Here is an 18608-nt window from a genome sequence, read left to right on the forward strand (position 1 = left end):
GTAAAAGCTTGGTAATTAAGATTTATATAGTGATTAAGTAGATAAGAGACGGTTTAAACCATGCGGGCGTCAATACCCGCATGGTTATAAGGTCGGGGGGTTATGGTCCTGAGATTATTTATCGGACTTTATTTCTCCGTCCGGTACATTTTTGATAACCTTTCCGGTGGCGTAGTAATACGAATGTTCGGCGATGGTGACGGCATGGTCAGCAGCTCTCTCAAGGCATCTGGTGATGAATATGAAGGAGACGGTTTTGTCCGCCCTGTCGCCGAATGCTGCCATGTTTTCAACAGCTTTTTTCAGAATTTTCCTGTGGAGTCTGTCCACCCTGTCATCCCTTTCGATAATCCGGAGAGCGAGCTGCGAATCGCATTTATAGAACGCGCCTATGCTGTCTTTGATCATATTGGCGGTTTCATTCACCATTTTAGGGAATCTTTTCATGTCGAACTCATAAAGAGGTCCGCCGGCGCGCATAACTTCCTTGGCTATATCAGTGCAGTAATCAGCTATTGATTCCAGTTCGCCCACTATATTGAGGGATGATATAACATAACGGAGGTCGCTCGCTTTCGGCTCAAACAGACCAAGAAGGGATATGCACACTTTGCTTGTCTCCCCTTCCAGCCTTAGCGCCGCCTTGCCTTCGCTGACTATTTTCTGGGCAAGTTCCTCGTCATACCCGTTCAGCAGAACGCTCACATCCTCAACGATGCCGGACACAAGAGCGGTAAGCTTGTTCAGGTTATCTTTTAGGGCTATATACTGAATTTCAGCGTTGTTCATCTCGCATCCTCCCTTAACCGAATCTTCCGGTTACGTAGTCCTGAGTCTGCTGTTTGTCAGGGTTGGTGAATATCTTCTCTGTGGTGTTGTACTCCACCATCTCTCCCATGTAGAAGAATGAAGTGTATTCAGAGATCCTTGCAGCCTGCTGCATGCTGTGGGTAACTATGATTATGGTGAACTTCTCTTTCAGCTCAAAGATAAGCTCCTCTATTTTAGCTGTGGCAATGGGGTCAAGAGCCGAAGCGGGTTCGTCCATAAGCAGAACATCAGGCTCCATTGCGATTGCCCGTGCTATGCAGAGCCTCTGCTGCTGACCGCCGGAGAGGGTTGTTGCCATATTGTCCATCCTGTCGGAAACCTCATTCCAGAGACCGGCTCTCCTGAGAGCGTTCTCCACAAGGTCATCCATGTCACGCCCTTTTCTGACTCTTCCGTGAATCTTAGGGGCATAGGCTATGTTGTCATATATACTTTTGGGAAAGGGATTCGGCTTCTGAAAAACCATACCGACTTTGGTGCGTATATCCACAACATCTATGGAACTGTTGTATATGTCAATATCGTCAAGGAGTATGGTTCCGTCCACCCTTATGCCGGGAACAAGGTCGTTCATACGGTTGAGGCAGCGCAGCAGTGTTGATTTTCCGCAGCCGGAGGGTCCGATCATAGCCACAACGTGCTTTTCGGGGAAATCGATATTAACGTTTTTAAGAGCGTTGAAGTCTCCGTAATAGAAGTCCAGATCACGTACGGACATCTTCATTTTAAGGTCCTTCATCTGTTTGATTTTCTCAGCGGGTGCCGCCTGTATACTCATAGGTTTAAACCTCCGGAATTACCATTTGCGTTCATATTTGTTTCTGAGCCAGATTGCCGTAAAGTTCAGCGCGAGAAGAACAGTGAGCAGCACCAGTATGCCCGCCGCTGTCCTTTCAACATAAGGGCGGAGACTCGTTGCCGACCATGTGTATATCTGAGCGGGAAGAACCGTTGTAGCACTTGTCACGCCTGAGGGAACATCTGGAATATACGCCATCATGCCCACTATGAGAAGCGGCGCTGTCTCGCCCATTGCTCTGGCAAGACCGATGATCCATCCGGTGAGTATACCGGGCATCGAAACGGGCAGAACATGATGCCACACGACCTGCCAAGGCGAAGCGCCTACACCGTAAGCGCCGTGACGTATGGATTCGGGAACAGCCCTCAGAGCCGCTCTTGTGCTTATTATCATAACGGGAAGTGTCATAAGCGCCAGAGTGAGCCCGCCTACCAGTGCGGAGGAGCGCGGCACGTTAAAGAAGTTTATGAAAATGGCAAGCCCAAGAAGACCGAATATAATTGAGGGGATTGCGGCGAGGTTGTTGATATTCACCTCAATAAGCTGGGTGAATTTATTGTCCGGCGCAAACTCCTCAAGATAAATAGCGGTCATAACCCCCAGAGGGACACTGAGCAGCATGGTAACCACAAGAACCAGAATAGTTCCCATCATAGCGGCGTATATCCCCGCTATTTCAGGCATCTTGGAATCTCCGGTGGTAAAAAAGCCTGTGTTGAACGCAAGGCGTATCTTATCCGCACCCCTGAGATTGCTTATGTACTCGATCTCTCTGTCATTAAGCCTGTTGGGTTTGTTTTTCATATACTGGTCAACATCACCCTTGGCAACTACCCAGAGAGTTTGTGTGGTGTTCATATATTCAGGATGCTCCTCAACTACCTGAGGCAGAATGCGGAGAAAGCCTCTGGAAAGAACATCCCTGTCGGCCTTTGAGACTGCCCTGTTGGGCATCTGGAGAGTCTCTTCATTGAAAGTGACTTCGGCTTTTATCTCAGTCTGAGAGAAAGCCGTATAGCCTGTTTTTATCATATCATAAAAGAAGAAAACAAGAAAAGCGACCGCCAGCAGAAGCGCCGCCTTGCCGTAAAGCTGAAAGCGTTTTTCCGCAGCGTATCTTTTCTTAAGTTTCTTATCGTGTTCGTTTAAATAAGCCATTAGCCCGCCCCCCTTACTCGTAAATCTTGCGGTATCTGCGTACTATGTACGTGGAGACAAGGTTGATGATAAATGTGAATATCAGAAGCACAAGTCCCAGACCGAACGCCGACAGAGTCGCAAGGCTGTCAAATGCCTGATCTCCCGTGAGTGCGTCAACTATCTGCACCGTAACGGTCGTCATGCCTTCAAGAGGGTTCCATGTGAGGTTAGGACGAAGCCCCGCCGCCATCACCACAATCATCGTTTCGCCCACTGCGCGGGAAACTGCAAGAAGTATGGCGGAAACTATCCCGGGCATCGCCGCGGGGAGAATAATCTGTTTTATCGTCTCGGATTTGGTTGTACCGAGAGCGAGACCGCCCTCTCTCAGACTCTGGGGAACGGCGTTTATAACGTCATCGGAGAGGGAAGATATGAAGGGAATAATCATGATCCCCATCACAAGACCCGGAGCGAGAGCGTTTGTGTAATCGGCCTGAAGACCGAAGAAGCCGGCAACCTTAACAACCAGAGGGCTCACGGTAAGTGCGGCGAAGAAGCCGTAAACAACCGTAGGTATACCTGCGAGGATTTCCAGCACGGGTTTGAAAACCTTTCTGAAATTGTTTGACGCGTATTCCGAAAGGAAAATCGCCGCAAACAGCCCCACAGGGACGGAAACGGAAAGCGAGATAAGAGTTATCATGAATGTTCCGGCGAATATAGGCGCGGAACCGAACTCCGGCTTGGCTGCGTGCTCAGACTCTCTGCCGGCGCCTTCAAGGAAAGCCGTGTCAGGGTTCCATGAGGTTCCGGTAAGGAAGTCTATTACGTTCACATGTTTGAAGAAAATAATTGCCTCAAAAAGAATAGAAAACACAATGCCGACTGTAGTGAGAATAGATACAAGAGATGCGGCTATCAGCAGGTATCTGATATGCTTCTCAACTATCACTCTGGCATTTAAAAGAGGCGAAAACTTTTTGGAGGAGATGATGAATCCCGCAATAACAAGCAGGGCGGAACAGGCGAGAACCACGGCGGGCGAAATAACCGCTATTTTAGTGGTTTTCAGCAAAAGCGCTGCGAAAAGAAGCAGCCATGAAGGAACGGTGAACTTTATCACCGCATACCATGCGTAGTGACCGGGTCTTGAGCTTAGCCGCTGCTTTGAATCCTCCCATACTTTTGCCCTGTGAGCTCCGTATGCGAAAGACAGTCCAGACAGCACCGCCAGTATTATGATTATTGTAATCAGCATCAGCAATGCGCTCCGATGTAGTTTATGTTTTTACACAACAAAACGGATCGGAAAGCTATCCGATCCGTTCTGCTTGTTATTTATGCTATGTCTTATTTCACGTCGTTGAGAGAAAGAGCCTTGCGGGCTTTCCAGTCTGCTCTGACTTTTTCTCTTTCTGTTTTAGAAAGAGGAATGAGTCCGATTTCTGTAAGGAAACCGCCTTCGCCTATCATTTTCTCAGAAAGGAAAAGATCAACATACTGCTCCATGCCTTTTACCTTGCCGAGGTGATCGCCTTTAACATAGAAGAAAAGGCTTCTTGATATGGGGTAGCTGCTGTTAAGAACGTTCTCAGGAGAAGGGAGAACACCGTTGACTGCCACGCCTTTAATTCTGTCGGCGTTTTCCTGAAGGAAGCTGTAGCCGAAGATACCGATTGCGTTTTTGTCTTTAACGAGTCTCTGAACTATAAGGTTATCGTTCTCGCCTGAGGGAACATAAACGCCGTCCTGACGGATTTTTTTGTAGGGCTTGCCGTATTCTTTGATTTTGCCTGTAGCGCCTTCCATAACAAGCTCTTCAAAGGCGTCACGAGTGCCTGAGGATGTGGGAGGACCGTAAACAAGAATGTCTGCGTTGGGAAGACTTTTATCTATATCAGACCATTTTTTGTAGGGGTTTTTTACAAGCTGACCGTTTACAGGCACTTCCTCAGCAACTGCGAGCGCAAGCTGAGCGAGTGTAAGGCTGAAATCAGCTCCGCTCTTGTTGTGAGCTATTGCTATGCCGTCATAACCGATTTTTATTTCGATTACCTGTGTTATACCTGCCTTGAGATCTGCTTCAAGCTCGCTTTTTTTGATTCTGCGAGAAGAGTTTGTAATATCAGCAGTATCAAGACCTACGCCTGCGGCAAAAAGCTTGTGTCCGCCGCCGGAACCTACTGATTCAACAACGGGAGTGGGGCTTTTTGTTGTTGCGCCGAATTCTTCAGCAACATAGCTGGAAAAAGGGAACACTGTTGAAGAGCCGACAATTCTGATCTGGTCGCGTGCGAATGCGAAACCCGCAGTAAGTGCCGTCATAAGAAGGGCAATTGCGATAAGCTTCATAGTTTTTTTCATTTCCTACCTCCGAGTGAGATGACTTCTTAGGTCAGGTATATAAAAGTTTATTTTTGTGAGGTTCTGATTACGGAAATGTCAGAAAAAAGTTAAATCGCAAAAGCTCTGTTTTCGTAAGAGAGGTTACCACTTTCTCTTGATCACACACACGGCAGGAAGTAGAATTTAATAGTGATTATACTTTTCATTATTGAATCCTAAATTTGTCGGTAATGCCGGCTGCATACACAATTCGGACGATATTAAAAAATCATCAACTCAGCAAATGCTTAGTTATTTTTTACCAATAGTGCGTAAAAACTTTGAAGTCAATAAAACTGATTTGTAAGGAGAGCAGGGAATGAGAAAAAAACTGTTATTGGTATTTGTATTTATTTTATCACTGTCTGTGTTCGGCTGCAACGGATCATCAGGCGGGTCAAACAATGATCCGGGAGCAGGCGATGAGACTTCGGTGTATGCTTTTGACACCACCTACGCGGGTATCCGCTTCAGGACAGATAACGTATCAGAAATGTTAATGTACAACTCGAATAATTACGGCAAAATAAACAGCTTGGCGACATCCGGCGAAGATGTGTACGCCGTCGGGGAAGGCGCTCTGTGGGTCAACGGAGTGCTTGATACAAACATCGAGGCGGCTCTGGCTGAACACAATGTCAATTCTCTTTACCTCCTTTCGGTTGCCGCCTCTGAAGACAAGGTGTATATAACGGGAACAAGCGGCAACAGGGCGCTTCTCATTGAAATAAAAGGCGTTGAAATCACATTTTTTGATCTGCCGACAGAAATCTCGGAATCGGGGCAGTCCAGCGTTCGTTCTGTTGTTGCCGGTGCTGACGGAAAGGTGTACGCCGCAGGAACATATTATGTCAATATGTTTGACCCCCGTGCGTTTCTTGTTGAAATAGACGGAAACAGCACCACACTCCTCAACATTCATGATGAATTATCCGGCGCGCTGACCTCTCGGGGATACGCTGTGACAGTCGCTTCAGACGGCAGTGTCTATATGGCGGGAGGCTATGACGACGGCAGCAACAAGGCTTTTCTTCTGAAAAGAAACGGAGGCGCCTTTTCACAGCTCACTCTTCCTGCGGAGCTTGCCGGTTTAACGACCATCAACGCCATGACAGCCGGAAATGGTAAGATTTATCTGACCGGAAGCGATTCAACGGCAACGGCATTCCTCGCGGAAATAAACAGCAGCGATACGGTTTCAATGATAATCCTCCCAGCCGCTATCACGGGTTCAGGTATTTCCAGCGGAAACTCAGTCGCTGTCGGCAATGACGGAACAGTTTATGCGGCAATCGATAACAGCGGCGGAAATCAGGCGGCTCTGGTTACTGTCACCGGAGGAACCGCGGCATTCACCGACATACACAGCTTATTCACAGGAGCAGCATATTCACATGCCAATGCCGCAGCAGCAGACAGCAGCGGCAAGGTTCATATAGCGGGGTACCATCATGACAACTTCAGCAGTACTGCATACCTTCTTGAAGTAAGCAGCGGCACTCCGGCGTCTGTTGCGCTGGAAGTTCCGGATAACGCACTTGCGAACACCTATGCGTATACCATGGCTGTGGCAGATAACGGCACGGTTTATATGGGAATAGGATACTCTGATTACAGCACATCGAGTGCTAAAGCCGCAATTATCAGGAAAAGCGGAAGTGAAACCGAATTAATAGACTTCAGCGGGCAGTTGACAGACGCAACGGACATTTATATCCGCTCTTTGGCAGTTGGAGATGATGGAAGAGTCTACGCCGCAGCATATTACTATGACAGCAGCTACGATACTAAGGCATTCGTTGCGGAAATAGACGGCAGCACTGCCGCGATCATTGATATTCACAGCGAAATCACGGGAGCCGCAACATCCGCCGCCCACTCCGTCACGCTGGACAGCGACGGCAAAATTTATACCGCAGGGCAATATGATGACGGCAGCAATAAAGCGTTTATTGCCGAAATTGATAACGGAACTGTTACAGTCACTGATCTGCACAGCGAGTTCACTGGAGCAACCTTTTCCCGTGTTAATGTCATTGTAGCGGGTACAGACGGCAAAATCTACGCCGCAGGCTATTATCGGGACAGCAGCAACACCACAAGAGCATTTCTTATGGAAATAAACGGCGGAGCTGTTACTGTCTTTGATCTGCACGACGAGATCGCCGGAGCGGAATCTTCCGTAGTTTACTCGGTGGCAGTCGGCAAAAATGGAAAGGTTTATGTCACAGGAGATTGTTATGACGGCAGCAACGATAAAATATTCATTGCGGAATTGAGCGGCGGCACACTTTCACTGCTGACTCAGCCCGATGAAATTACCGGAACCGATGAGGCATACACATCCAGTATAAATGTCAGCGCAGACGGTAAAATTTACGTCGGAGGAACTTATTACAACGGCAGTATCTATCAGCCATATCTCATTGAAATAAACGGCGGGACTGCACAGATGGCAGAACTGAATCCCCCCGCTTCTCCGAATGATTTTGTCGACATTATAACATGGGACGGATCAGGCGATATGTACTTAATGTACGTATCGTTCTGAGAAAAAGACGGAATTAGGTAAACCGAAAACTGACAGAGGAAGCCTCAAACGGCTTCCTCTTTTCTGCCGATATAAATCAGACAGAATGTACTGATTTCCGCATACGCTGAGGATGACGCATAAATGCCGTCCTTAGGGCTGTTTATATCTAGCTTTCCATAAATTTGATTAAGTTGTCCGTCATAGTCCATACGCCGCAGGGGCATACTCCTGCACAGATGCCGCAGCCGATACACTTTGAGGCGCTGGAAACATATTCAAATTTGTCGTCCGCCTCAGTTCTTGTTATCGCCTGCTGAGGACATATGTCAAGGCAGAAACCGCAGTCACGGCAGAAGCCGCAGCTCATGCAGCGCTTGGTTTCGTCCTCTGCCGGCATCTCCTCAAGGCGTGTGGAATTCATCGGGTGATAGAACTCATCCTTAACCTTGTCCTGCGGAATCATAGGCGCCTTTTTGAAGGCATCCAGAGGTCTGCCCTTGAGCAGCCTGTCTATGTTGATCGCAGCCTTGCGCCCATCGCCGAGAGCGTGGGTGAAGAGACCCTGCTTTATCGTGTCTCCCGTGACGAAAACCTTCTCATTCGCTGGAGACTGCATGAAATCGTTCACCAGCGTCATGCCCCTCTCGTTGAGGTATTCCCTGCCGAGAAAGGAGACATCCGGTCTGTCGCCGATGGAGATTATAACCGTATCCGCCTCTATGAATGAGCCGTCCTTAAAGTGTATGCCTTTGTCGGTCACCTTATCGGTAAATTTGGGGAAAAGTATTTTCGCTCCGAGTTTTTCGGCGTGTTCTATTTCCTTTTCAAAGGCTGCGGGTCTCTGAATATCAACAGCGGTGACTTCCTCCGCACCCATCTGATAAGCTCCTATGACAACGTCCATAGCGGCGTTGCCTGCGCCTATCACCACAACCTTTTTACCCACTGCCGGTTTTTCGCCCCTGTTGATTTTTTTGAGGAAATCAAGACCCTTGACAAGCCTTTCGTGCCCTTCAAACGGGATAACCACGGGATTGTGAGCACCCACGGCAACCACAACGGCATCGTATTTTCCGCAGAGATCAGCGAACATATCCTTATCAACACGGGTGTCTGTTTTCACGTTCACACCTGTGTCCAGTATTCTTTTTATTTCGGCTTTAAGAACATCTCTCGCCAGCCTGTCTTCGGGGATAACCTGCATCAGCTTACCGCCGATTACGCTGTCCGCCTCAAGAATATCAACTGCATAGCCCATCCTTTTCAGGTGGAAGCCAGCGGTAAGACCCGCAGCGCCCGCACCTATCACCGCCACCTTGCAGCCGTTATCGGCCGCAGCGGCGGGAAGTGTGACATCCCTGCTGAGCATGCCCATTTCCTTTATTTTTACAGGCACATCCACATGAAGCCTGCTGCATTCGTCCTGACAAAGGTTCGGGCAGACCTGACCGCAAACGGACGCGGGGAACGGGCTGTGCTCAAGCACAAGCTCCAGCGCCTCTTTCACCTTGCCCTGACGAAGAAGAGCTATCCTCTTCTGAGTGGGGATGAACACGGGGCAGTTATATTCACACGGTGCGGAGTATTTAGCGTTGCGCCACTCGGGAATGCGCAGCCTGTTTGCTCCCGTCTCCACATAGTCTGTTACCTTGAAATCTTCCTGAACCAGATCGCCGAAGATTCCTCCTTCCACCCATTTTTTCAGGCGGAAGTCTCTTGCTGACATATATCTGACTTCGTGTCTTTCCTCATGTGTTTTAGCAACGATTTTGTGCCACTGCGCCATGTCGGAAAGCTCGCTGTAAAGCTCCTGCTTATCTATTTTACCGAGGAAGACACCGAGACCTTCCCTGAGAAATTCCCTATCGGCGTCATCCAGTTCCAGCATCCATACTTCATCAGACAGACCGCTGACAAACCCTCTCACATAAACTGTTCCGCCAACCATGCCGACACAGCTTCTGTCGCCGAGGACAGATTCTCCTTCTGAAACACCGTGTCCGCAGACTATGGCATAGCCGCCGCCCATGAACTCGAAGCTGAATGAGCCCACCCTTTTCAGCACCCAGAACTCAGGCGCGGTATATCTCGGGTCGTATTTCATGAGTGCGCCGGAGCGTGTTCCGGTTTTGCCCGCAACGTATATTTTGCCGGATGCCGCGCAGTGCGCCGTGGTGTCGCCGCCGTCGCCTTTGAGAATTATCTCAGCTCCGGCGTTAAGCCAGCCCACGTCAGCGGGGGCAGAGCCTTCAATGACTACGGTTGTTCCGGGCATCCCCATAGAACCCGCCCTCTGACCGGGGTTTTTCACCCTGAATGTGAGGTGTTCGCCGTTTTCCGCCCATAGAGCGCCGCCGATATTATGCTGACCTGAGGCGTCCACGTCAAATTCACGGATGCCTGAATCAAGCCCGCTGTATATTTCTTTAAGAAGGTTCTGAGTAGAGATCCTTTTATCGTTTTTTACTCCGCTGATATGCGCCTTTCCGCTCATTTTGCCACCCCCTCTAGCATGCGTACTGAATTTTAAGTCTGTCCGCCACAGCCTTGTCCTCGCTGATCAGGCAGTCTGACCTGCCTACAGGGAGTGAGCTGTTGCCGATGGGAGCAAGAAGCTTTTTGAGCTCACTGTCAACTGAGAGGAAATAGTTGACAATGTTTTCGGCGACTCTGTCTATATCCAGTCTTTTTACAAGTGTCGGGTTCTGCGTTGTTATCCCAACAGGACAGAGACCCGTGTTGCAGGCGTTGCATTTGCCGTGGTCATTGCCCACACAGCCCGCAAGCTGAAGCATTAGCTTCCCTGTGAAAACACCGTTGGCGCCGAGAGCTATCATCTTGAAGGCATCCGCGGCGAGGTTGCCCGTCTGCCCCAGTCCGCCCGCGCCCCAGAGAGGTATCTGGGACTGCTTGCCCTGATGCGTCGCCGCAAGGTAGCAGTCACGGAGCTTGGAAACGATGGGATGCCCCGTGTGATCCAGTGAAACCTCATTAGCCGCTCCCGTTCCGCCGAGTATGCCGTCAAGGAAGAAGCCGCCCACAATGTTGTACGGGTCACGGAGGAGGTTGTTGTAAACCGATACGCTGGTGGAGCTTGCGGCAACCTTAATCGCCACCGGAACTTTGAACTTGAACGCAGAGTTGAACGTGAGGAACATCTTCTGCACGCTCTCCTCTATGGAGTAAAGCCCCTGATGGTTAGGAGGGCTGAGGAGGTCGGTTTTCGGAACGCCTCTGATCTCCTGAATGTGGCTCGCCACCTTCTTAGCCTGAAGCAGACCGCCGTCACCGGGTTTCGCGCCCTGACCTATCTTGATCAGCACACCGCCGGGAAGCTCCTGCATATAGGGCATTGTATTTATGATCCTGTTCCAGCCGAAGTGACCGGAAGCTATCTGGAGTATTGTATACTTAAGGAATTTTGATTTCAGGAGCCTGATGGGAACGCCGCCCTCGCCGCTGCACATGCGCACGGGAAGCCCGCATTCCTCATTGAGATAAGCCGTGGCGATCGCCATAGCCTCCCACATTCTCCATGAGAGAGCGCCTATTGACATGTCACCTATTATGACAGGGTATATCCAGTTCATCGGCGGGAGCACGCCTGAATCTATTTTCAGCTTGCCGTTTTCCAGCACAAAGGGAATCTGGTCCGCCGGAAGAATCCTGCCGAAGGGGGCGAGCATGTCGAAGGTGTGTCTGGAGGCGTCCAGTGAGGGGTCTGTCATCTGGCTGATGCGCCCGACTCTTATTTTGTCCAGAGTGCGTACACCGGTTGAAAGATTCGCCCTGCCGCCTCTTTTGTAGGGGTCGGCAAGGATGCTTCTGTATTTTATGGTGAATCTGGAGTCCTCATTGCGCACGGGCTTGATGGCAGTGTTCGGGCATACCCTTTCGCATACGCCGCAGCCGCGGCAGAACTTATATACATCCACCTTCTGTTTTATAACAGGTACAGCCTTAAACTCCACCTTTGGCTCAGGAGTAAGATAATCGCTCACTACCTTTCTGCGCTTTTCCATTCCGGCTTCTATAGCCTCAAAAGGACAGGCGGCGACACAGCTTCCGCACATAGTGCATCTTTCGGTGGAATAATTTATCTGCCAGTCAAGGTCGTCCCTTGATATTTCGTTCACTCTCATTGTTGCCATCTCTGCACCTCAAGGTTGTTGGTGATAACAACTGTCTCTCTTTCGCTGGTGTATATATCCTCTTCCCAGTTTCTGCCGGGAAGAACCTCGTTTATGCCTGAGACCTCTGAGGTCATGACAACTGTGCCGTTGTGCCTGCCTATGACCGTCGGGCGGAGCTTCTTGGCATCACAGGTGTTGAACAGAGTGCCGTCCGGCAGAACGCCAATTATGGTGTTGGGCCCGTTTATCTCAAGGTTTGAGAGGGAAGAGCGGATAAATTTAAGCGCCTCTCCGTCCTCTCTTTTCGCCATTTCCTCAAAGGGAAGCGGTGTTATGGCGTGCTTGTAATATTCCAGAGGCCATTTGAGTATTTTATGGATGTAGTGGAGTGTATAGAGAAAGCACTGCGAATCGGACTCAAAGCCTATATAGCCTTTGTAGAGCCCGTTCTGGAAGTTTTTGTTTTTTTCATAAAAGGTGTTTTCGCCGTTGGCAAGCGCAGTGTACCCCTGAAGAAAGAAGGGATGCGCCGCGTAGCGCACTATATCGTAATTTGTGTTCTGGCGGCACTGAGCGGTAATCACCTTTGCGGTGAAATCCCTGTCCTCTTTCCAGAGTCCGAAATAGGTTCCTATATCCTGCGGATCGCCTATCTCCTTGAGGGTTATCACATCCGGCCAGAAGGAATACACATAACCGTCGTCATTCTCCTCAAGAACATTTCTCAGCTTCAGCCTCATATCCACCAGAAGCTCTTCCTTCTCCTCCTGAGGAGCGTACTTGAAGCTTCTGGGGTATTGAAACACCTGAAAAACATAATTGGGCATGGGCTCTATATTCAGCTCGTCACGGAAGTTGATCTCCGGCGACCACTGCATAACCCTTACAAAGCCTTCTTTATGAAGAATATCCTCCGCAGTCGCCATGCCCTTATCCGTACATGCCATGGAGAGAATGGGAAGATCCTTATAGTCTGCGAACCTGCCGCCCAAGTCCTGCATAACCATTGCGAAACCTGAGTTATCGTGCCCCTTCTGCTGGGAACGCATAAGGAGCAGGGCTTTTGACGGATGAACATAATCCGTGGATTTGATAGCGCCTATTCTGCACATATCCTGCCTCCTGTATGAAAACAATTTACATTGCATTCTAAGTTTATAAGACCGTTAAGCCTGATAAAATAAACAACAAGGCGGACTGCCGAAACAGCGTATGACCTGTGGGACACTGAGACCGCTTTCGGAATAAAACTTTACGGAGAGAAGCTTTCCTTTTCTTTCGGGGCTTTCTGAAATAAACCGCTGCCCTTAATCAACTGCGTCTGAATTTGTCGCTGCGGATCTGAGATCCGCTTCGGAAATACGGTAAATCTCCCCTTTGTGTTTTACCGCCATATGAACTTATAATATGATACAAATGATAAGTCAATAATTAGAAACAAAGGTTAAAGCATGAAAAGAGATATTAAAATAATTCTTAAAAACAATTTAAAAATTATTTGAAAACGCAAAACCATTGTCACATTTATTACAATTCATTTTTAGCATTTATTATCAGATATTTGAAAAAGCTCAAAACTATACTGTTTGTTTTAAGAGGGAAAGATAAGCACGGATTAACAATTATAAGGAAGGCTTAAAAAAAATCAGTTAAATATCATTTTTGTCTGTAAGTAAAACTCATCGGAACCGTCTCTTATTTTTTCGAGCTGGCTTTTGGTAAGGTTTATCCGGTTTTTCATAAGGTAAGTGGCGGCAATGTCAGGCTCGGCAATGCGGAAATAGGTATAGAGAATCTTGGACATCTTCAGTATCTTAGCTTCATTCTGAAACTTGCATTTAAAGGGCTCGTCCTGAAACTGCACAGGCATGTAGAACTCAGGCTTAAACTTCCACTTCACAAGCAGAGCGATTCCTGCGTTCACCGAGTTGTGGTCTGCCAGACGCTTGTAGTTCTCGCTGTCCTTGGCGTCGATGGTTTCTCCTTCCAAATAGTCAGACAGAACAGCAAGAAGGAATATATACCCGATGCGGTGGATCATTCCGATAGAGAAAACAATTTTTTTACCTGAGAATTTAAGGACATCCGCCAGAACATGGGCAATGCACCCCACCCTTATGCTTTCTTCCACCGCTTCGCTTATCTCATTATGAAACATAAGCTCCTTATTGGAAGCCAGCGCAACGTTTATATAATTGATAAGGAACATTTTTATATTCATTGTGCCTATGCGCACTATGGCGCTCTCAATATCCTTAATATCAGTAAAAAGACCGCTGTAGTGCACGGAGTTGGCAAGTTTGATAAGCCCTGCGTGTATGCCCGGATCAGTTCTGGACATTACTGCTATTTCCTGAATAGTCACATCGTCCGATTCAAGAATAGGAAGCATCTGAAAGGCTATATCCTTTTTCATGGGCAGAATAACGTCACCCTTGCTGAGAACCTTTTTGATGTAGTCGAAAATACCTTCCTTGCTCTTCTGCGAAGCGGCCGCCTCAAGGGGTCTGCACACCTTGCCGGCGACGAGTATCTGTTCAAACGGACGCATCACCTGATTATGGTAGATTATCTCATAGCTTTTGTGCATGAAATACTTATCAAGCTCTTTATCCGCAAGGATCATGTAGATGCTCTGGGTGGAGTCTTTGATATGATCCTGAAGCTTGGAAAAGCTTACAAACTCGTTTTTATCAAGCAGAACAATGAACACATTGCGGAAGCCGCGCGTTTCCAGAAGTCTGCGGAAGCCGCGGGTAAAAAACGAGAATGCCTCATGCTCAACCCCGAGTATCTCAAGCATGGAGCTGTAATAATTAAGAATCTTTCTTTCAGAGCAAATAAGTATGGTGTCTGCCATTTTTTACCTTTCGTCGGTTTATTCTACTGCTGGATGCTGGGCAGTTCGATGCGGAAACATGCCCCCTTGTCAGTGTTCCGGACGGAAAGCTGTCCGGGCATGCTGTTTTCCACTATCATTTTAGACATATACAGCCCTATGCCAGTGCCCTTTCCTTCGGGTTTGGTAGTGAAATAAGGCTCGAATATCCTCTCCTGAAGCCCCTCATTCACCCCTCCGGCATTGTCCTCTATCTCCGCCACGGCTTTTCCGTTTTCATAATAAACACGGACAATAACCTGCGGTTCGGCTACGTTTTTCTCTGTCAACGCGTCTTTGGCGTTGTTCAGAATATTGAGAAACACCTGCGCAAGCTCACCCGGGTAGCCGCTCACCATGAGTTCGCTGTCAATCCGGAGCTCGACATCTATCCTGTGCTCCTCAAAGAAAGCCTGCACAAGATAAAGCGCCTTTCTCACACAGTCGGAGAGGAGAAACTCCGCCTGTTCCTTATTCTCCTTGAAGAAGTTGCGGAAATCGTCCACAGTGGCGGACATCTGCTGGATGAGAGCGTTCACCCTGTCCAGAATGTCCTTAAGCTTGTCATCGGTAAGCTCGCCGGAGTCCTTTATATATTTCAGCTCAAAAAAAGACAGATTCAGCGCATTCAGAGGCTGGCGCCACTGGTGGGCTATGTTGCCGAGCATCTCGCCCATAGCGGCAAGCTTCGACTGCTGGATGAGCAGCTTTTTGTGCTCCATACTTCTTTCCACTTCATGCCTGACCTTTTCCTCCATCAGCGCATAAAGCTCCATCAGCTCTTCCTGCATGTATTTTCTGTCCAGCACATTCACGAGGATTTCGCTTACGATGGTGAGCAGGGAAACTATGTCGTCATCCCAGTCACGCTCTTTTTCAAGGGATGAAAAAGTCATGAAGCCTGTGGATTTACCCTCTTTAATCATAGGTACTATAATAAGCGACTTAACCCCGAGAGCGTTCAGATATTCCCGTTCGTATTCGGAGCATTTTCTGTAGCCGCTGAGAGATGTTATATTAATTATCTCCCTGCCTGCAAGCTTTTCCATAAGAAGTTCCATTTCAAGCAGAGAAACAGACTTCATTCTCTTCATCAGGCTGGGCACACCGGCCGCAGTCCATTCATGGGTGACAGACGCCCTCATGCTGTCCCTGTCCATACTGAAAACGCAGCAGCGCTCGGCGTCCACAAATGTTCCTATCTTCTCCAGCGCGCTGTTGATCCCCGAATCCACCTCTTCTGCTGAGAGGTTTATGAATCCGGCGGAGATCTCCATTATCTGCTGCTCAAACCACAGCCTGTTCTGTATGCCCAATTCGGCATTGACCCATGTTGTTATATCGTCATGAATGGAAACCACGCCGGCAAACTGTCCGCGCTCGTTCCTCACCGCTGTTTTTGTTATGTCAAACCAGCGGAACTCGCCCGTGGTTTTTATGTAAACCGTTTCAACATAGTTGTAGCTGGAGCATCTGCCCGCGGCTATTTCCCTGTCTCCCTTGGAGAAGCGGTCAAACTCCTCGTCAGTGAAGAGCTGTTCGTCCGTCCTGCCGATTAAAACTTCGTCACTGTGTGCTCCGGCAAGATCAAGAAAGCTGCGGTTGCACCCTGTGTAGCGAAGATCCCTGTCTTTCCAGCATACCGCCGCCGGAAGACTGTCTATGACATTTTGCAGCACCTTCTGGTAGCCGCTTCCGCCGGAAAACGATGTGTAGTCGGGACAGTTGACCCTGCGGATTATGCCTTCAAAGCCGGATGCCTTGCCCACCGCGTCCCGTATTATAAAAATACTTTCCGTGGCATTCACTTCCTCACCGTTTCGTGTGACAAGAGTTACGGAAATGTCCTCTGCGAGACCTTCCCTTAAGATCGAATCCTCCACAGCGTTTCTGACGGAAGGGTATTTATAGAAGCTGTCAATGGTTCTGCCTGTAAGTTCCTCGGCGGAGTACTCTAAAACACGCTCCGTTCCGCCGGAAACCTTTATGATTCTCCTCAAAAGGTCGGTTTCGTAAAAAATTTCTCCAGAAAAAGCTGAAAGCCTCTCAAAAGGCATCGACAAACCCCTATGACCCTGCTGTGCGGGCATTGATGATAAATAATACACATAATTGCTTATAATAACAAAACTTAAATGTTATACCCGTTCTAAAATAACATATTTATTTTCATTATTATAAAAAATTGAAGTGACTTTCCATGAGGAAAAGCATATATTCATTTTTCCGAATATATACTTCAATGGAGATCGAAATGTCCGAAGCAGTGCATGCCGTTTCCGGCAGCAGATTAAGATACTTCCCAATAACCCTTTTTGCGACTGTGATGGGGCTTACGGGACTCGCCATAGCCTTCTTAAGGTTTGACCATATAATGCACGCCCATACATATGCGGGACAGTTCATCCTGTTCGGAGTGACTGTCTGGTTTTTCTTCATTCTGAGTGTATACATTCTTAAGCTTTATAAATACCCCGAAGAAGTAAAGGAGGAGTTCCGCCATCCGGTGAGAATCAACTTCTTCCCCACAATATCAATATCCATGCTCCTTTTAAGCATAGGCTACGATGGCGTTTACCAGCCGCTCTCCTCCGCTCTTTGGCACATCGGCGCGCTGGTTCACATCAGCTTTACGTTTGTCATACTTAACATCTGGTTTTTCAGCGATTTTAAGGTGCAGACCAAAAACCCCGCATGGTTCATCCCTGTTGTGGGAAACATACTCGTTCCTGTCGCGGGAGTAACCCACGCGAACATTGAGATAAGCTGGTTCTTCTTCTCCGTTGGGATCATACTGTGGATTGTGCTGTTCGCTATAGTGTTCTACAGACTCATTTTTCATGAACAGCTTATGGCGAAGTTCCTTCCCACGCTGTTCATTCTCATAGCGCCTCCGGCAGTGGGTTTCCTCGCCTATGTGAAGCTCACCGGAAGCCTCGATTCCTTTGCCCGTGTGCTCTACTACTTCGGACTGTTCACGGCGTTCATGCTGTTCAGCATGTTCCGCCAGTTCAGGAAGGTTCCGTTTTTTGTTTCATGGTGGGCATACACCTTCCCCATGGACGCGCTCACTATCTCAACCCTGCTTATGTACAAAATTACCGGTTATGTCTTCTTTAAAGGGCTGGCTGTTATTTTCCTGACTATGACTGTCGCAGTTGTGCTTACGGTTATCTATAAGACAATAACAGCGGCGGCAGACGGAAAAATCTGCGTACCGGAATAGCGGAGGCAGGCTGATCAGCCTGCCCTGCACTTATTCAATAACCCACGGTGAAGCGTTTTCTGATGTGTTTGGGAGCTTCCAGCTCATCCAGAACTGCCGTTGCGTAATCACCTGTGGTGATGCTGCTGTTGCCGTCTTTATCCACCAGAAGCTCATCACCGCCGATCCTGAAAGCGCCTTTTTTCTCTCCGTCTATAAACTCCGCAGAGGGGCTGAGGAAAATCCAGTTAACATCACTGACTGTCTGAAGGTATTCAATAGCCTTCGCCATTTTTGACGCCACAGGGTAATAAGCCGCCGGGAAATCGGGAAGAGTGTAAATCTCTTTACCGTCTACCATGAGAGTGCCTGCGCCGCCCACAAAGAAAAGGTACGGCTGTTTGCCGCTTTTTTTTGTCTCTCCGACAAGATGCTCGGCAGATTTAAGAAACAGGTTCTCCTCCGCAGTGAAATCCGCAAAGGCATTAACCACAGCGTCAAAACCGCCGAGTTCCTCCGCTGTGAGCTTGAAAAGGTCTTTTTCTATTACATTCAGTGATTTGTCCGCAAGCTTAGCCCTATTGCGGACAACCGCCGTAACCGCGTGTCCTCTGGCTTTTGCCTCAGCCGCTATTTTTGATCCGGCTTTCCCTGCTGCGCCTATTACCGCTATTTTCATAATATCCTCCTGCTCTTTT

At 48.4% G+C, this 18608-nt stretch carries 13 protein-coding genes; 2 read left to right on the top strand and 11 right to left on the bottom strand.

What is annotated here, in order from left to right; genetic code table 11:
- Positions 1 to 114: 114 nt before the first annotated feature.
- The 5 genes from phoU to EP073_RS09900 all read right to left on the bottom strand — a co-directional run bounded on the left by phoU (position 115) and on the right by EP073_RS09900 (position 5140).
- The gene (gene phoU, locus EP073_RS09880; RefSeq protein ID WP_128466984.1) at positions 115 to 789 is read right to left on the bottom strand and encodes a phosphate signaling complex protein PhoU; all 675 of its coding nucleotides are present in this window, start codon (positions 787 to 789) and stop codon (positions 115 to 117) included.
- Positions 790 to 802: 13 nt separating this feature from the next.
- A complete protein-coding gene (gene pstB, locus EP073_RS09885) occupies positions 803 to 1570 on the bottom strand; it encodes a phosphate ABC transporter ATP-binding protein PstB (RefSeq protein WP_347338916.1) in 768 nt (255 codons plus the stop codon).
- A gap of 57 nt (positions 1571 to 1627) precedes the next feature.
- Entirely contained in the window at positions 1628 to 2791 is a 1164-nt protein-coding gene (gene pstA, locus EP073_RS09890; protein WP_128466986.1) for a phosphate ABC transporter permease PstA, read from the bottom strand.
- Positions 2792 to 2804: 13 nt separating this feature from the next.
- The gene (gene pstC / locus EP073_RS09895; RefSeq protein ID WP_128466987.1) at positions 2805 to 4034 is read right to left on the bottom strand and encodes a phosphate ABC transporter permease subunit PstC; all 1230 of its coding nucleotides are present in this window, start codon (positions 4032 to 4034) and stop codon (positions 2805 to 2807) included.
- Between the two features lie 92 nt (positions 4035 to 4126).
- Positions 4127 to 5140, bottom strand: a complete 1014-nt coding sequence (locus tag EP073_RS09900) for a PstS family phosphate ABC transporter substrate-binding protein (protein ID WP_128466988.1) — start codon at positions 5138 to 5140, stop codon at positions 4127 to 4129.
- 340 nt (positions 5141 to 5480) lie between these two features.
- On the opposite strand from EP073_RS09900, the gene EP073_RS09905 reads away from it, so the two are divergent.
- Complete coding sequence (locus tag EP073_RS09905) at positions 5481 to 7712, top strand: NHL repeat-containing protein (RefSeq protein WP_128466989.1); 2232 nt, start codon at positions 5481 to 5483, stop codon at positions 7710 to 7712.
- Between the two features lie 148 nt (positions 7713 to 7860).
- Here the strand turns inward: EP073_RS09905 and EP073_RS09910 are convergent, their stop codons facing one another.
- The 5 genes from EP073_RS09910 to EP073_RS09930 all read right to left on the bottom strand — a co-directional run bounded on the left by EP073_RS09910 (position 7861) and on the right by EP073_RS09930 (position 16705).
- Positions 7861 to 10188, bottom strand: a complete 2328-nt coding sequence (locus tag EP073_RS09910; protein ID WP_128466990.1) for an FAD-dependent oxidoreductase — start codon at positions 10186 to 10188, stop codon at positions 7861 to 7863.
- A 13-nt stretch (positions 10189 to 10201) separates the two neighbouring features.
- Entirely contained in the window at positions 10202 to 11845 is a 1644-nt protein-coding gene (locus EP073_RS09915) for a glutamate synthase-related protein (protein ID WP_128466991.1), read from the bottom strand.
- Complete coding sequence (locus EP073_RS09920; RefSeq protein WP_128466992.1) at positions 11833 to 12939, bottom strand: class II glutamine amidotransferase domain-containing protein; 1107 nt, start codon at positions 12937 to 12939, stop codon at positions 11833 to 11835. Before EP073_RS09920 ends, EP073_RS09915 begins: the two co-directional genes overlap by 13 nt.
- A gap of 533 nt (positions 12940 to 13472) precedes the next feature.
- On the bottom strand, positions 13473 to 14687 hold the full coding sequence (locus EP073_RS09925) for an HDOD domain-containing protein (protein WP_128466993.1): 1215 nt from the start codon (positions 14685 to 14687) through the stop codon (positions 13473 to 13475).
- Positions 14688 to 14710: 23 nt separating this feature from the next.
- Complete coding sequence (locus EP073_RS09930; RefSeq protein ID WP_164885331.1) at positions 14711 to 16705, bottom strand: ATP-binding protein; 1995 nt, start codon at positions 16703 to 16705, stop codon at positions 14711 to 14713.
- Between the two features lie 254 nt (positions 16706 to 16959).
- On the opposite strand from EP073_RS09930, the gene EP073_RS09935 reads away from it, so the two are divergent.
- Positions 16960 to 17931, top strand: a complete 972-nt coding sequence (locus EP073_RS09935) for an SLAC1 anion channel family protein (protein WP_164885332.1) — start codon at positions 16960 to 16962, stop codon at positions 17929 to 17931.
- Positions 17932 to 17965: 34 nt separating this feature from the next.
- On the opposite strand, the gene EP073_RS09940 is transcribed toward EP073_RS09935, so the two are convergent.
- Positions 17966 to 18589, bottom strand: coding sequence for an NAD(P)-dependent oxidoreductase (locus EP073_RS09940; protein WP_128466996.1), 624 nt, complete (start codon positions 18587 to 18589; stop codon positions 17966 to 17968).
- Positions 18590 to 18608 lie beyond the last annotated feature (19 nt).

The organism is Geovibrio thiophilus, assembly GCF_004087915.1.
GTDB lineage: Bacteria > Chrysiogenota > Deferribacteres > Deferribacterales > Geovibrionaceae > Geovibrio > Geovibrio thiophilus.

Coding starts and splice junctions, on each gene's coding strand:
- EP073_RS09900 (WP_128466988.1), bottom strand. CDS start 5,140: ATGAAAAAAACTATGAAGCTTATCGCAATTGCCCTTCTTATGACGGCA.
- EP073_RS09935 (WP_164885332.1), top strand. CDS start 16,960: ATGTCCGAAGCAGTGCATGCCGTTTCCGGCAGCAGATTAAGATACTTC.
- EP073_RS09910 (WP_128466990.1), bottom strand. CDS start 10,188: ATGAGCGGAAAGGCGCATATCAGCGGAGTAAAAAACGATAAAAGGATC.
- pstB (WP_347338916.1), bottom strand. CDS start 1,570: ATGAAGGACCTTAAAATGAAGATGTCCGTACGTGATCTGGACTTCTAT.
- pstC (WP_128466987.1), bottom strand. CDS start 4,034: ATGCTGATTACAATAATCATAATACTGGCGGTGCTGTCTGGACTGTCT.
- EP073_RS09925 (WP_128466993.1), bottom strand. CDS start 14,687: ATGGCAGACACCATACTTATTTGCTCTGAAAGAAAGATTCTTAATTAT.
- EP073_RS09905 (WP_128466989.1), top strand. CDS start 5,481: ATGAGAAAAAAACTGTTATTGGTATTTGTATTTATTTTATCACTGTCT.
- EP073_RS09920 (WP_128466992.1), bottom strand. CDS start 12,939: ATGTGCAGAATAGGCGCTATCAAATCCACGGATTATGTTCATCCGTCA.
- EP073_RS09915 (WP_128466991.1), bottom strand. CDS start 11,845: ATGGCAACAATGAGAGTGAACGAAATATCAAGGGACGACCTTGACTGG.
- phoU (WP_128466984.1), bottom strand. CDS start 789: ATGAACAACGCTGAAATTCAGTATATAGCCCTAAAAGATAACCTGAAC.
- EP073_RS09940 (WP_128466996.1), bottom strand. CDS start 18,589: ATGAAAATAGCGGTAATAGGCGCAGCAGGGAAAGCCGGATCAAAAATA.
- pstA (WP_128466986.1), bottom strand. CDS start 2,791: ATGGCTTATTTAAACGAACACGATAAGAAACTTAAGAAAAGATACGCT.